This window comes from Dysgonomonas sp. HDW5B, from assembly GCF_011299335.1.
GTDB lineage: Bacteria > Bacteroidota > Bacteroidia > Bacteroidales > Dysgonomonadaceae > Dysgonomonas_A.
On the sequence record NZ_CP049858.1, the window covers coordinates 4343997 to 4359297 of the forward strand.

General features: G+C 35.7%; 11 protein-coding genes. 6 read left to right on the forward strand and 5 right to left on the reverse strand.

From position 1 onward, the window contains the following. Nucleotides 1–210: 210 nt before the first annotated feature. The 6 genes from gadC (at nucleotide 211) to G7051_RS17955 (ending at nucleotide 6854) form a co-directional block, all read left to right on the forward strand. Complete coding sequence (gadC, locus tag G7051_RS17930; RefSeq protein WP_166202517.1) at nucleotides 211–1719, forward strand: putative glutamine/gamma-aminobutyrate antiporter GadC; 1509 nt, start codon at nucleotides 211–213, stop codon at nucleotides 1717–1719. A gap of 305 nt (nucleotides 1720–2024) precedes the next feature. Beyond that, the gene (locus G7051_RS17935; RefSeq protein ID WP_166202519.1) at nucleotides 2025–3656 is read left to right on the forward strand and encodes a hypothetical protein; all 1632 of its coding nucleotides are present in this window, start codon (nucleotides 2025–2027) and stop codon (nucleotides 3654–3656) included. Next, a complete protein-coding gene (locus tag G7051_RS17940) occupies nucleotides 3647–4057 on the forward strand; it encodes a hypothetical protein (RefSeq protein ID WP_166202521.1) in 411 nt (136 codons plus the stop codon). Before G7051_RS17935 ends, G7051_RS17940 begins: the two co-directional genes overlap by 10 nt. After that, nucleotides 4054–5361 (forward strand): DUF3440 domain-containing protein, encoded by a 1308-nt coding sequence (locus G7051_RS17945; RefSeq protein WP_166202523.1) that lies wholly within the window; start codon nucleotides 4054–4056, stop codon nucleotides 5359–5361. Before G7051_RS17940 ends, G7051_RS17945 begins: the two co-directional genes overlap by 4 nt. Then, complete coding sequence (locus G7051_RS17950) at nucleotides 5358–5987, forward strand: ParB N-terminal domain-containing protein (protein ID WP_166117501.1); 630 nt, start codon at nucleotides 5358–5360, stop codon at nucleotides 5985–5987. The genes G7051_RS17945 and G7051_RS17950 overlap by 4 nt, the downstream gene beginning before the upstream one ends. Before the next feature lie 120 nt (nucleotides 5988–6107). Beyond that, nucleotides 6108–6854 (forward strand): DUF3667 domain-containing protein, encoded by a 747-nt coding sequence (locus G7051_RS17955; RefSeq protein WP_166202525.1) that lies wholly within the window; start codon nucleotides 6108–6110, stop codon nucleotides 6852–6854. Nucleotides 6855–6867: 13 nt separating this feature from the next. Here the strand turns inward: G7051_RS17955 and G7051_RS17960 are convergent, their stop codons facing one another. From G7051_RS17960 to G7051_RS17980, 5 genes are all read right to left on the reverse strand, one after another. Continuing rightward, nucleotides 6868–7992: an MBL fold metallo-hydrolase gene (locus G7051_RS17960; protein ID WP_370522980.1), complete on the reverse strand. Its 1125-nt coding sequence runs from the start codon at nucleotides 7990–7992 to the stop codon at nucleotides 6868–6870. 144 nt (nucleotides 7993–8136) lie between these two features. Then, a complete protein-coding gene (locus G7051_RS17965; protein WP_166202527.1) occupies nucleotides 8137–10896 on the reverse strand; it encodes a substrate-binding domain-containing protein in 2760 nt (919 codons plus the stop codon). 88 nt (nucleotides 10897–10984) lie between these two features. After that, nucleotides 10985–11866, reverse strand: a complete 882-nt coding sequence (locus G7051_RS17970) for a carbohydrate kinase (RefSeq protein ID WP_166117504.1) — start codon at nucleotides 11864–11866, stop codon at nucleotides 10985–10987. Between the two features lie 80 nt (nucleotides 11867–11946). Further along, nucleotides 11947–13101 (reverse strand): MFS transporter, encoded by a 1155-nt coding sequence (locus G7051_RS17975; RefSeq protein WP_166202529.1) that lies wholly within the window; start codon nucleotides 13099–13101, stop codon nucleotides 11947–11949. Between the two features lies 1 nt (nucleotide 13102). Continuing rightward, nucleotides 13103–15301, reverse strand: coding sequence for a GH32 C-terminal domain-containing protein (locus tag G7051_RS17980; protein WP_166202531.1), 2199 nt, complete (start codon nucleotides 15299–15301; stop codon nucleotides 13103–13105).

Below are 15301 nucleotides of genomic sequence, written 5' to 3' on the forward strand. Positions count from 1 at the left end.
ATCAGTAAAATATATAGCCTGTCTAAAGTACCAATATATGCGAATAACTCAGTAAACATACCACTCGATATAAAATCGACTGTTTTAAATGATGAGGTTATTTTATATAAAATTGACGGAGAAAACTTCACCAATCCCCCTCTAATACCTAAACTATTTTTAGGCTATTTTGTTAATTAATATATTACAAGTTTTAAATTATTATCTTATATGGCTACTAATACAAACCAGGCTGTAAAACTGGGAGTTTTTACACTTGTCATTATGAATATTACTGCAGTAGTTTCCCTAAAAGGACTTCCTGAAGAAGCTGTTTATGGATTAAGTTCTGCATTTTATTACTTATTGGCAGCTCTTGTCTTTCTTATTCCTACGTCATTAATAGCTGCCGAATTAGCAGCCATGTTTCAAGATAAACCAGGAGGAGTATTTCGCTGGGTTGGTGAAGCATTCGGCAAGCATTTTGGACTTATGGCTATATGGCTCCAATGGACTCAAAGTATATTTTGGTACCTCACAACATTAATATTTGGGGCTGTTGCAATAGCTTTTATTGGGCATAATAGTGGACTCGATGCAGAGTTATCAAACAATAAGTATTATACATTTCTTATTGTTGTTGCCATGTTTTGGATTGCAACTTTTATATCGATGAAAGGTATGGGATGGACAAGCCGGATATCGAAGATAGGAGGGCTTATCGGAACTGTTATTCCGGCTGTATTACTTGTTATTTTAGGTATAATGTATCTTGCTAGTGGCGGGCAGTCGCAAATGAATTTTCATACAAATTTTATTCCTGACTTGTCTAACTTCAATAACTTTGTTTTGGCAGTAGGAATATTTTCATTCTATGCCGGAATGGAAATGAACAGTATACATATTACAGAGATGAGTAATCCTGCAAAGAATTACCCTAAAGCAATTTTCATCAGTGCACTTATCACTGTAGTTGTATTTATACTGGGTACTTTTGCCTTAGGTATCATCATTCCACAGAAAGATATAAGTCTTACTCAAAGCCTTTTGGTTGGTTTTGACAACTATTTTGCATACATCAAAGCATCCTGGATGTCTCCCATTATTGCCGGGGCACTTGCAATAGGTGTATTTGCAGCAGTATTAGTTTGGGTATCAGGGCCGTCAAGAGGACTTTATATTGTAGGAAAAGCCGGATACCTTCCCCATTTTTTTCAAAGAACGAATAGTAATGGGATACAAAAAAATATACTTATTGTTCAAGCTATTATTGTAAGTGTTTTAAGTCTTTTCTTCATCATATCACCATCTATTGATACTATTTACCAAATATTTACACAGATAGCCATTATTTTATATCAAATAATGTATATGTTTATGTTTGCTGCTGCTATAATACTACGTTATACAATGAAAGATACGGATCGCCCGTTCCGTATCGGTAAAAAAGGCAATTCACTTATTTGGATCATAGGAGGTTTAGGCTTTATAGGGTCAACTCTTGCTTTTATCATCTGTTTTATTCCACCGGCACAAATCAATATTGGAAGTATCGTCGGTTGGTATGCTATCCTTATTGTTACCTGCATGTTATTTGTGATAACTCCATTTGTAATATATACTTTTAAGAAAAAATCGTGGACTGACCCTAATCAAGGAATAGCTCCTTTTCACTGGGAAACTAAAAAGAAACTGCTTAAGCTATTTAGGGATGAATTAAAACAGGACGAGAAAGAATAAGATAAGACTAAATAAAACCATGACTGTTTTATCAGATTATGAAAAATAGAGCTCTATTTCATAGAGTTCTATTTTTTTAGGAGATTATCATGTCGCTATAGAAAGCTCCTTTTTTATAACTTACATACGAGTAAGGATCAACATTTTTTAACAAACAAGAAGATAATAATATACTATATTAGGATATCAGTATCTTTAAGTTTTGTACTTTTAATTTGAAATAAAAAATTAGATTTATTTTATTTTTTCACATACTCAATTAGCCTGTCTCGTGGAATAATATTAAGTAAGAACACATATATTCTATGAATACAACATTACTTGAACTACTTGATCGAATAAAAGGAGCTAAGCTTTACTCATCATCTTATAGAGCTAGAGTATATATTCCTTATTCTATAGATTACAGCCCTTTTTATGCAAAAACAAAAGTCTACTTTGAAGTAGTGAACGACAAATTAAAGTTGTTTGTTGATGTATCTTCCAATGACTACAATGAAGAATGGTGCAAACAGGAGTCTGAACGTTTAGAGCAAATTATCCACAAACAATTTTATGAAATTATATATAATTGCGAACTTAAACGCAAAAACAGTCCTTTACATATTCGATTAAAAGATAATCTCAGTCTCTTAACACAAGAAACAATACCTTATTACGATGGAGCACTTAGTTTCTTATCAAAGATGAAAGTTTCAGCTTTAGTATCCGAATCGCAAACTGACCGTTGGTATATTTCGATACGACTTGCACAAAACAGATATAACGCCAAATATATAAATAAACTACATGTATTTTTATCCCAAGTCTCTATAGAAGATTTTAAGCAGCAATTATTTACAATATGGCCCAACTTAACAATGCCGATTCTTTTTACCAGCATTGAAAGTCTCAGCTATAATATGCAGGTATATTTAAACTTGTTAGAATATACCGACGGGTCTACAATGCTGATTATTGATGATTGCCACATGTTTAAATCACCTGATACCATACGTTCTCAGCGTATATATAAAATTGCGCGCTTGTGTAGCTATAAACTGGTGATGACAAACTCCCTAATTGTTAATAACATTCATGATATCTATATGCCCTATAAGATTTTGAGTGACTTAATTCTAGGGTATTATCATTGGGATGACTTTTCGAAAATGCATATTATTTACGGAGGCTTTGATGGCTCTGAAATACTTGGTTATAAAAATCTATCTTATCTCGTAAATATGACAGAACCATATACATATGCGTTGGAAGAGAGAAAAACGGCTAAACGATCAATCTCAATCAAAACATATATATGTGACCTGACAGATAAGCAGAAGTATTATTATAAGAGAAAGAAGAATGAACTGCTAACACTCATCGATCAAAATAAAGTTCAACTCCATGATGTGTACAGAATACTTATAGAGATGCAAAAAATAGTTTGTGGATATGTTCCTATTAATAAGTTTGATAAGATTAATAAGTTGGCATTACTCAAAGAACATACAGGAGAATATCAATGTATAATTCTTTGTAAATACCTATTTGAGGTCGATTTGTTAATCAATTTTCTAGGAAAAGTAAATTGTGCTGTTTTCTGTGGTAAAAATAGTAAATGGAGAAAAGATGAGAAACTGATGTTTGACCACAGAGAAAAGCGATATTTAATTTCGACACTCGCTATGCAAGACAGTAAATTAAATGATCTGAAAGGCTATTATGATATTGTATTCTTTAGTCCGTCTTTTAAATACATCGAATATAAGCGTTGTTTAACATATATAAAAAACAGTCACTTAAGAGGTTCAATATCGGTAAAACGCTTCATGACAAACTCGGGCATAGACCGAAAAATCATGGAAAATTTGAAACGTAAAGAAAAATTAGCCGATCAACTACAAGAATTACTCGTAAATAAAACCAAACTTAAAGATTTTGTAGCATGCCTATAAATGAAACAGATAACAAGACAATGCGAATAGAAAAGATATGGGGAACAGACCATGCCCTTTATAATCTGATAGGACCTTTCGTTATGAATCCTGATGTTATACGCATCAATGGAGGATACCCTTTTAAAAACACTGAAGACCACGTCTGGTATATTTCAATTACAGGAAAAAACATGGTTACAGGCTTTATTTCGATTGCCAATAACAAACTATGTAATGATTTTACATGGCAGGACTACAATTTATTGGAGCTACTTATTCTACGAGCTATAGCCGATCTCGAAAAAGATACGGTTGTTTCCTTCATGGCTCATTCAGATGAGCTCCCTACCCTTCAAAGACTAGGCTTTGTAATCGTAAAACCGGGTATCAATTATTTTAAGATGAGCAAAACGATATGAATATTCAAAAAAACAGAAATGTTTACGAAATGGCTATTGAGCGCATTGAGTATATTTTTTCGAACTTCGAGAATATTTATGTTTCTTTTTCCGGAGGAAAGGATAGCGGAGTAATGCTGAATCTGATTCTCGACTACATGAGGATTCATCATATAAAACGAAAAATATCCGTTTTATATATTGATGTCGAGGCATCATACTCGAAGACCGTAGAGTTTATTGAGGAAATGTTTCTTGACAATCTTGATCTCATAAATCCTTATTGGGTATGTTTACCTATGATCACGACTAATGCCGTTTCGATGTATGAACCTTACTGGATTTTTTGGGATCGAAACAAACAGGAGAAATGGGTAAGACCAATGCCTCCGCACGAATTTATTATCAATGAGAATAACAATCCGCTTGACTTTTACAAGAAGGATATGACTTTCGAAGATTTCATCACTTTGTTTGGCGATTGGCTGGCAAATCGGTACTCATCAAAAAAAGTAGCCTGTTTAGTAGGTATCCGTTCAGATGAAAGTCTCAACCGATACCATGCCATAAACAGAAAAGATAAGTCATCGTACCATAACAAAAGGTATTCAACCCAGATTACCGAATTGACATACAACTTCTATCCTATCTACGATTGGAATGTGGAAGATATATGGGTTTATAATGGAAAATTTCACAAACCGTATAATCGTATCTATGACCTGTTTTACAAAGCGGGAATACCTCTTTCAAAAATGAGGATATGCGAACCTTATGGGGATGAACAGAAAGCAGGATTGAGCCTATTCAAAGTATTGGAGCCCGAAACATGGATCAAGGTAGTAGATCGTGTTAGCGGGGCTAATTTCGGAAATATTTATTGTGGTACAAAAGCGTCTGGAGCCAGACGTATTGATTTGCCCGAAGGGCATACGTGGAGAACCTATTGTAAATTTTTACTGAATACTTTGCCCAAAGAAACGCGAAATATATATGTCCGAAAATTCCGAAAATTTATTCTTTACTGGAATAAAGTCGGATCGCCCGTTGCCGATGAAGATATTCTTCAGTTAGATGAGAATATAATCATTAATACACATACTTTTAGCAACAGAGGAACTAAAGATAAATACGTGATTAAATTCAGAAGTATACCCGATGCTTTGCCCGGTCTTGACAATAAAACTGATTTTCTATCATGGAAACGTATGTGTATGGCAATTATTAAGAATGATATAACCTGTCATTCGCTATCCTTCGCACTTACAAAAAAACAAATACTAAGACAACAAGAATTGATTCGTAAATACAATGAAATGCTATGAAAGATAATATACGGGCAACAGTTGATCAACTATGTCAATACATAGAAAATACTCCCGATGTCGAAAAAAAAATAGATACTTTAAATTACATCCGTGCTATGCTGCATAGAGTAAGCCCACTGAAACATCACCCTGTTGATTTTATCGCTTGGGAAAAATCAGAGAATATAGAAGGTAATAACTATAATCCAAATAGTGTAGCTCCTCCTGAGATGAGATTATTAATTACATCCATAGAGGAAGATGGCTATACAATGCCCATCGTTACCAGTCCTGAAAATGAATCATTACGAATTGTAGACGGATTTCATAGAAGGCAATCGGAAATAAAATCAACTAAAATATCAACTAGTACATATGGAAGATTACCTGTAACCTTTATACGTGAGGAACAGCGAGGGCTAAGCGATAGAATGGCTTGTACAATACGTCATAACAGAGCCAGAGGGGCACATAATATTGACCTGTTATCAAGTATTGTCAGAGAACTGACCCTAATTGGAAAATCGCCCAAATGGATCGCTAAAAACATAGGGATGGACATGGATGAGATACTTCGCCTCAAACAATTAACCGGTATAGCAGCTTTATTTGCTGATGAGGATTTCTCGATAAGCAGAGAGTAGAATTATCTACTTTGATAGTATATTTTAATTACGAACTATTTATGTTATTACATGAAAAGCAATAAATATATAAACTTATTTAAGTAAATTAATGTTTATACTTCATATAGTATTTACGTTATGAATAAGACATCTCATCGCTGTGCGAATTGTAATAATGCTGTAAAAGGAGATTTTTGTAATAGATGTGGACAATCGATTAAAGTCTCTCGCATTAATCTGTCTCACCTTGTTGAAGAACTGCAATTCAGCTTCTTGCATATAAACAAAGGGATGCTCTACACAATAAAGGAACTGTTGCTAAGACCCGGATACACAATAAAAGCCTACTTAAGCGGTAAAAGAGTACAATATTTCAAACCTTTTGGTTTCCTTCTTATATGGGGGTCAATTTATAGTCTGGTACTTCATTTCTTTAATGTATATCCTGACTCCGAAATGAATCAACAGGATAATCCGATTTTTGATAATGACTTTATCTACAATTGGTATTACTCTCACTACTCCATAGTTCAGCTTCTCATAATACCTTTTTATGCTTTATCGTCTTATATCCTATATCGAAAAAGCAACTATAATTATATTGAACATTTAGTAATATACTCTTATATAGACGGTATAAAAGTGATTATTCTGATATTGCTTTACCCTTTATTTTATTATACCCACTCAAAGGATATATATTCAATTACATTGGCGATTCTCTATCTATACAACACATACGTTCTGGTACAATTATTCAAAACCTCATCATGGACTAAGGCAATTTTAAAGGCTGTACTAAGTATCATTTTAACTCTGGTCGTTGCTTCTATTACAATAATAGCTATTCTGGAAGGTATTCATCATTTTCTAAAAGTATTCTGAAAATAGATTATCGTCACTCAATACCTATCCACCATTGGCGGAATGTCTGGGTAGAATCTTTTAAATGCACAGCTTCACCGATCATAGGAGTAATAAGATCTTGTGCATTATCTTTATTGGCTTCGGTGATTCTTATTAAAGGTTCATCCCAAGGATGAGTTGACAACGCGAATTTAGATGAATGTACAGGCAACAATCGTTTTGCATTTAAATCTTTAGATGCTTTCAAAACCTGTTCGGGCATCATATGAATGTATTTCCATCCTTCGCCATACTGACCATTTTCGAGAATAGCCAAGTCGATACCTTCAAAACGTTTACCTATAGCTGCAAAGTGAGAGTCATAGCCGCTATCACCTCCGATGTATATTTTAAATGTTGGGGTCTGCAAAAGAAAAGATGACCACAACGATTGTTTAGGAGATAGACCTCTTCCTGAGAAATGACGTGCCGGCAAGCAATAAGCAGCAAATCCTGAATCTAAAGCTGTGTCCTCATCCCAATCCATTTCAACTATTTTGCCCACATCGAAGCCCCAATATTCGAAATGTTCTCCTACACCTAAACTGCAGATTATTTTGCCAACCTTAGGTTTCAATTTTATTATTGTTTCATAATCGAGATGATCCCAATGATCATGAGAGATAAACAAATAGTCGATATTCGGAAGATCGTCTACACCATAACGGTCTGTACCTTTAAATGCTTTGGTAGTTAATGAAACAGGTGATGCTGCTCCACTAAAAACAGGGTCAACCAGAATACGTTTACCATCTATCTGAATAAAATACGAAGAATGTCCGAACCAAACCAAAATATCTTCACTCTTATCGAGAGTTAATAAATCAGTCTTCATTGAAGGTATTTCATCTATGGGTTTAACTCGCTTATGATCTCCGAATAGAAAATCATACATTACTCCAACATATCCCTTTTCTCCTGTTAATTGCGGAGTTAGACTCTGATTCTGAAATTTTCCGTCTTTGTAGTGAGTTGAATTTTGTACTCGTATCAATCGATCACCCGATGGAGTTTTACCAAATTTGGCTTGCTGTAGAAATACAAATACGATAATTACTAAAACACCTATAATAGAAAGGGTTACCCACATAATCTTTTTTCCTCGTTTCTTTCCCAATTGCTCAATTCTAAATAATGAACAGCAAAACTATTAAAAATAAAGGAAAGAGAAGTTATTTGAGGATTAAAAGAAATAGAATTTATATTTCATATCAATTATTTAAGGTCTCAAACTAGAGGTATATAAACTACATATTCTATGCTATTTATTTATCTTATCCAAATAGCTGGTAGGGCTTTCATCATAAAACTCTTTGAAGCATTTTGTAAAATAAGAAGGCGATGAGAAACCTGCTTCATAAGCAACCTCTGAGATTGTTTTACCCTTAGAATTCAACAAATGTTTGGCATATTTTAGACGAATAATCCTGATTAATTCATTGGGCGAATAATTGGTAAGCGACTTTATTTTTCGATATAATTGGGATTTAGATAATCCGATACTTTTCGCTACATCATCGAGATTCAACTCCGAATCGGAAATATGAGACTCTACATAACTTCTAAAGCTATCTATAAAACTCTGCTCACTTTCAGCCAAAGTCGTTTTCTTCGTGTCATTGACCAAGCTATGTCCAAAAGCTTCTTTTATCTTTTGCCTGTTTTCTATTAGTTTTCGAACCCTTATATTTAGCAAATTAGCATTGAAAGGCTTCGGTATATAAGCATCGGCACCACTTTCGAAACCTATTACTTTCTGCTCATCGAGCGAGCAAGCTGTCAACAAGATTACCGGTATATGGCTGGTTGAAATATTTTCTTTTAAGTAATGACATACTTCAAATCCATCTTTTTGGGGCATCATCACATCACTGATTATTAGATCGGGAATATATTTCTTAGCCTTTTTAAGTCCGTCTTCGCCATCCTCAGCTTCTATTACAGTATACTCGTGATTGAGAATATGATACATAAAGCTTCGCATATCTGCATTATCTTCGATAATAAGTACAAGCGGCTTATCTCCTTGCAAATTACTTTCAGGCAAAATTTCGTCCTCTATAACTACGGAGTCTAATTCTAATCTGGCTTGAGTATACCCTTTTTCATAGGCAGTTGATTTATCCGATCCGTTATCTTCCTGATTGAATGGCAGCAGGACATAAAATGTAGTGCCTTCTCCCTGCTTGCTTTCAACGTATATCTTACCCCGATGAATATCGACCAAAGTACTTGTCAGAGCAAGCCCGATTCCTGTACTACCGTCACGAGAATCAATTTTATAGAAACGATCGAATATATTCTGTAATTCTTCTTGGGGAATAAACGAGCCGCTATTAAAAACCGATAGTTTTGCATATTCAGTATCTTCAATAACCTCTTTCCTTAAATTTATATTTATTACACCTTCCTTATTCACATGCTTAAGTGCATTTGATAAGAGATTGAAGTAAATTTTTTCGACCTTTTCCTTATCAAACCACATCTTAAATTCCAAACTTTCAGTCTCGACCGATAAGGTAATTTGCTTTCTCTTTATGGAATCATAAAACAAAGGAGTAAGATCTTCGAGAAAAGTCTTTAAATCGTTGTTGGAAAAGTAGGTCTTCATCTTTCCATTTTCATAACTTCTGAATTCTATTATTTCAGAAATAAGATGTAATAGGCGGTTACTGTTACGTTTGACCAATGTTAGCAACTCTATTTGTTCTGCTGTCAATTTACCCTCTGCAAGCAATGCTTCTACAGGTCCTAAAATAAGAGACAAAGGAGTTTTGAATTCGTGCGAAATATTGGTAAAGAATACCAATTTGGCGTGAGTAGCTTCTTCCAATTGTTTGGATAAAGAGATCAGTTGTTCTTTTTGTTCGGTAAGAATTTCCGCCTGACGTTTTATTTCCTCATTTTGTCGTTCCAATTGTGTATTGGCTCGGCTTTTGGCTTTATAAGCCTTATAGGCTAGAAATAGTAATAAGGTAATCAGACATAAAGCAATCAACGAAATATAAAAAAGAGTCCGCTGATTGGAATATTGCAACAGGCTTTTATCTAAAAGACTATTCATTTTATCAAACTTATGTTGATGCTCGAATATCTGATTGGTTTGTAATTGCAATACACGCACATTGCTCTTATCTACAACTGCCGTGTAAAGGATATTCTCTTTATCGAAAGACTCTTTGTTTAAAATACGGCTGGCAATATCAATGACCTTATCGCCTCCTGTCGGATAAATAAAAGAAGCATCGATCAATCCCTTTTGGATACTTTCGATGCCCCCACCCTCGCCGGGAAGTGCATCGATACCAACAATAAAGGGCGATTTCCCACTATATTTCATCGCCGCATTATGTACACCGAGAGCCATAGGGTCGTTCATCGCAAAAATCAGATCAACAGATTCATGATTCTTAAAAACTTCTTCCATCTGTTGTTCTGCAACATTTTTCAGAAAGTCACCCCGTTTTTCAGCTATGATCTTTATATTGGGGTACTTGCCTATAGCATCCATAAAACCTCTATAACGCTCGTCATCGGCTGTAGAACCTTTCCAACCTCTCATTATAACAACATTTCCTTTTTCTTTGAGGACATCAGAAACATATAAACCAAGCTCGTAGGCCAGCTGATAATTATCGGCACCTACATAGGCTGTATAATCATCAGTATCTATTTTCCGGTCTAAAAGAATAACAGGAATACCCGATCTGTAAGCTTTCTGTATAATGGGGGTAATAGCAGTAGACTCATTAGGTGAGACAACAAGAAGATCTACCCCTGCATCAATAAAAGATTCGATATCTTTTACCTGCTGCCGGGTATCATCTTTTACCGTTTTTATTTGGACTTGCATATTCTGAAAAAAAGAAGCTTCTCTCAGAATCTCTCCATTAACCGTTTCTCTCCAGAGGTCGTCGCTGCATTGAGAAACTCCAACCACATATTCCGACTTTTTATCCAATCGGCATGCGGTTTGTATAAAGGATAATAGAATACAGAAGATTAACAATATACGTCTCATGGTCTAATGATCTCTGGTAGAAAAACAAAAGTAAGAAAAAGCACTACAACCCTACAATGGCTATAGTGCTTTAAAATATATAGAAAGGTTATTTTCTGAACAATTCCAAATAAGAGTCTGCCAACTTAGGCATAGCACCGTGTTGCAAGCAAACATAAGCCGATACCTCAACAGCCAGTTGATGTGCGTCTTCGATACGTTCGCCATGCAGATAAGCAGCAACAAAGGCCGCTGTAAAAGAATCTCCTGCTCCAACCGTATCTGCTACATGCACTTTAGGTGTGGGCTGATAAGAAGTCTGACGGGGAGTGAATACAAAGCTACCATCCGTTCCTTTTGTGAGTACTAGTATATCTAGCTTATAATCTTCAAGAAGTCTGCCGCAGATTTCCTGCTCATCACCTTTCCAACCATAGAGATTAGCTACTTTGATAACTTCTTCGTCATTGATCTTCATCATATTCGACATCTCCAAAGATTCGTGTATAATCTCTTTTGAATAAAAATTGAGACGCAGATTAATATCGAATATCTTCAGACTATCTTCGGGCATTGCAGCTATAAACTTACGGATTGTCTCACGAGATACGCTGTTTCGTTGAGCCAAAGAACCAAAACATACTGTTTGTGTGCTTTTTGCTAGATTCTCGGTGCGTGCAGTAAAGGGAATATTATCCCAGGCTACATTCTCACAAATTTCATATTGAGGAACGCCTGCTTTATTTAATGTCACCTGAACAGTTCCTGTCGGATAATCGGTCTTCTCTAATAAATAATTCAATCCTTTTTCTTCGAGACTGGTTAGAATTTCTTTGCCTAACAGATCATCTCCAATTGCACTTACAGCATAGCCATTAAAGCCAAACTGCGAAGCATGATAAGCAAAGTTGGCAGGGGCACCCCCCAGAACTTTTCTTTCGGGAAATACATCCCAAAGGATTTCGCCTAATCCTACTACTGTATTTTTCATGTTTTATTTTTATTTATTGTTATCTTTTTATTTACTGCAAATCGCGAATAATAGGGCGAACACATAGGTTCGCCTCTACCTTAGGCTTTTTCTTTCAATTTAAATGACATCAAAACCAAATAGAATATACCAACAGCTAATATCAATAAAGCTCCTGTTTGTGAAGATAGTAAATCGGTCATTAATCCCATCAATAAAGGGAAAACAGTTCCACCGAAAAGTCCCATAATCATAAGCCCCGACACTTCATTTTTCTTATCAGGCATATATAAAAGAGCCTGAGAAAGAATGATTGGGAATATATTCGAATTACCCAAACCGATAAGTGCTATACAAATATAGATCATTGTGAGGTTATGGAACATAAATAATCCAATAATCGCCAAAACCATTAAAGCAACACTCATCATAAAGAATTTCTTGGCAGAGAAACGAGCCAATACAAAAGCTCCCGTGAAACACCCGATAGTACGAAAAAGAAAATAAACACTGGTAGCATACCCTGCTGCATCTAGAGTCATCCCGAAACGCTCCATTAATATTTTAGGAGCTGTTACATTAGTACCCACGTCTATTCCCACATGGCACATAATCCCGATGAAAGATAAGAGTATAACCTTGTTGCCTAACAGAGCAAAACATTGGGCAAATGTAGAACTTTCGCCCTCCTCATCTGTTTCCGATACGGATGTCATGCTTAACAGTAAAGTCGCTAATATAGCTACTACCATAAAGATAGGGAACAAAAACTTCCAGTCGCCTAACGATGCTGCCGCCCATGCTGCAATAATAGGAGCCAGAAACGATGCTATTGCTTTTACAAACTGACCGAAAGTAAGTGTACTTGCCAACTTATCACCACTCACGATATTGGATAATAAGGGGTTTAATGAAACCTGCATCAACGTGTTTCCAATTCCTAATAAGGAGAACGAAACAAGCATAGAAGTATAAGAATAGCTGACAAAAGGCAGCAATAATGCCAACGATGTTACAGCTAAACTGATTATAACCGTTTTGCGTCTCCCGATTTTATTCATCAGCATTCCTGTTGGAACCGAAAATATCAGGAACCAAAAGAATACCATTGACGGAAATATATTTGCCTCTGTTTCTGACAGCGAGAAATCTGCTTTAACATAGTTCGTGGCAATTCCTACCAGATCAACAAATCCCATGGCAAAGAATGCCAGCATAAGAGGGAGTAACTTAATATATATACTTTTTTCTTTCATCTTATTTTAATTCATAGATGTTGATATTCTCTACTGTAACATTTCCTTCTGATTCAAAAACCAACGAATTATAAGGCTCTGACGGAAACATGGTATTTGTCTGTACCAGCTCACCATCGTTTATAAACAATTCGGACGAAGCCTTATCAATAAGCAGTCTTATTTTATACGTATCTTTTTTCACCAAAGGAGCTTTTATTTCAGCAGATGCAAAATTTTTACTGAAATCGGACAATCCACTGTTGGATCTGTCTACCAGTAAATTTCCTTTTGCTAAATCGAAAGTAAATTTAAGATTTTCGCCTTTCTTATTCACCAGTTTAAAATTGAAATTAGCAGTTGGCTTAATCGTCATTTCTATTTCATAAGCTCCCTGATTATCTTTCAATAATCGGTCAATTGTATAAGTTTTATCCACAGTGAAATCTGATACTTTTTCTGTAGCTCTTCTCAATTCGGCAATCTCTTTAACAGGAGCGTTAGCTACAACCAGATGCTTTCCGTTATTAACAATAGTCAGCTCACGAGGAATGGTCATCGCATTGCGGAAATTAACCGTAGGCACATGATTGGTATAATCCCAGTTACTCATCCATCCAATAAATACACGCCTATTATCAGGAGCATCAGACCAAGTAACGCCTGCATAATTATCGCGTCCATAATCCAACCAAAGAGGATATGGTAAATTATCTGCTTTAAAGGTTTTACCATCAAAATCTCCGATAAAATACTGTGTTGCACTGCCTCCATTAGGTCCTCCGGGATTGATACTTACAAATAATACCCATTTCGTCTGTCCATTATAGGTAAGCGGAAATAAATCAGGACATTCCCATACTCCGCCATGATCGCCTATACCTTCGCCAAACTCACTTAGTTTACTCCACTCTTTCAGATTTTTTGAACCGTAAAAAGTAATAGTCTGTGTAGTTGCCAATGACATCACCCATTGGTTTGTGCTTTGATGCCAGAACACTTTTGGATCACGGAAATCGACAAAATTAAGATCCGACAATACAGGATTTTTATCGTATTTTGTGAATGTACGTCCATTATCCAAGCTATAAGCAATACTTTGTGTTTGAATACGTCCTGCCGAGGTATAAATAGCTACCATGGCGTCTTTTCCGAATCCTGCCGTATTGTTTTTATCAATTACCGCACTTCCTGAAAATATTGTACCCAATGAATCGGGAGCTATAGCCACAGGCAGATATTCCCATTTCTTCAAATCTTTACTAACTGTATGCCCCCAGTTCATATTTCCCCACATCGATCCGTATGGATTGTGTTGAAAGTACAGATGGTATTCGCCATTGTGATACACCATTCCGTTAGGATCATTAGTCCAGCCGTATTGAGGTGAAAAGTGATAAAGCGGACGGTATTTCTCATTATAATCGAAATCAAAAGTATCTGATTGCTTTATTTGAGAATACCCTATATCACTATTTTTTACATGAGCGAATAAGAGTGTTAAATCTTGCCCTTTATATTGTTCTACATTTATAGGCACCCAATAGTCGATCTTTGTTTGTGCAACACGTATGCTCAAAAGAGGACTTACTGCTTTACCATCTTGTTCCAAATAAATTTGCGACTCGGGCCCTCTATCTTCAATGGGTACAAGCAGGTATTTTTTATCTATCTTGAATGATAGTCGATGGTCTACCATAATATTACTTTTGGGAGTGTTACTCATTTCTATCTGGTCTACAAGAATATGTCCCCAACCGCCTCTTTGATTGTCGACAATCTTTATAACGGCTTTCTTTCCTTTATAGTTTTTTACATCCCACGTCATCCAAAGTAATGATTCGGTTTCGACAATCGATCTGGATACGTATACACTTTTACCTTCGACCAATAATTCTATATAAATATCGGCATGCATACCACCACCTATCAGGTAATTAATATAGTCGCGTTCGATTGTAAACTCGGGAGAAATAAGAGTACCTCGCGAATCATCGCCACCGTGATAGCTGTTTGCTAAACGCTTTCCTTCGAAACCTTTTACGTCCTGCTGTCCCGGAAGGCTTCCTTCTGAGGGACTTGTACCAAAGGCTTCGCCCTCAACGGTCCAATTCTTATACGAATCGCTTTCAAAATCTTCAATTACAATATCAGATTTTGCTGAGCAACCGATTAAAGAAAGAAGCCCTAAACAAAAAATTGATTTAAAATATATGTTCAT

Coding starts and splice junctions, on each gene's coding strand:
- gadC (WP_166202517.1), top strand. CDS start 211: ATGGCTACTAATACAAACCAGGCTGTAAAACTGGGAGTTTTTACACTT.
- G7051_RS17935 (WP_166202519.1), top strand. CDS start 2,025: ATGAATACAACATTACTTGAACTACTTGATCGAATAAAAGGAGCTAAG.
- G7051_RS17940 (WP_166202521.1), top strand. CDS start 3,647: ATGCCTATAAATGAAACAGATAACAAGACAATGCGAATAGAAAAGATA.
- G7051_RS17945 (WP_166202523.1), top strand. CDS start 4,054: ATGAATATTCAAAAAAACAGAAATGTTTACGAAATGGCTATTGAGCGC.
- G7051_RS17950 (WP_166117501.1), top strand. CDS start 5,358: ATGAAAGATAATATACGGGCAACAGTTGATCAACTATGTCAATACATA.
- G7051_RS17955 (WP_166202525.1), top strand. CDS start 6,108: ATGAATAAGACATCTCATCGCTGTGCGAATTGTAATAATGCTGTAAAA.
- G7051_RS17965 (WP_166202527.1), bottom strand. CDS start 10,896: ATGAGACGTATATTGTTAATCTTCTGTATTCTATTATCCTTTATACAA.
- G7051_RS17970 (WP_166117504.1), bottom strand. CDS start 11,866: ATGAAAAATACAGTAGTAGGATTAGGCGAAATCCTTTGGGATGTATTT.
- G7051_RS17975 (WP_166202529.1), bottom strand. CDS start 13,101: ATGAAAGAAAAAAGTATATATATTAAGTTACTCCCTCTTATGCTGGCA.
- G7051_RS17980 (WP_166202531.1), bottom strand. CDS start 15,301: ATGAACATATATTTTAAATCAATTTTTTGTTTAGGGCTTCTTTCTTTA.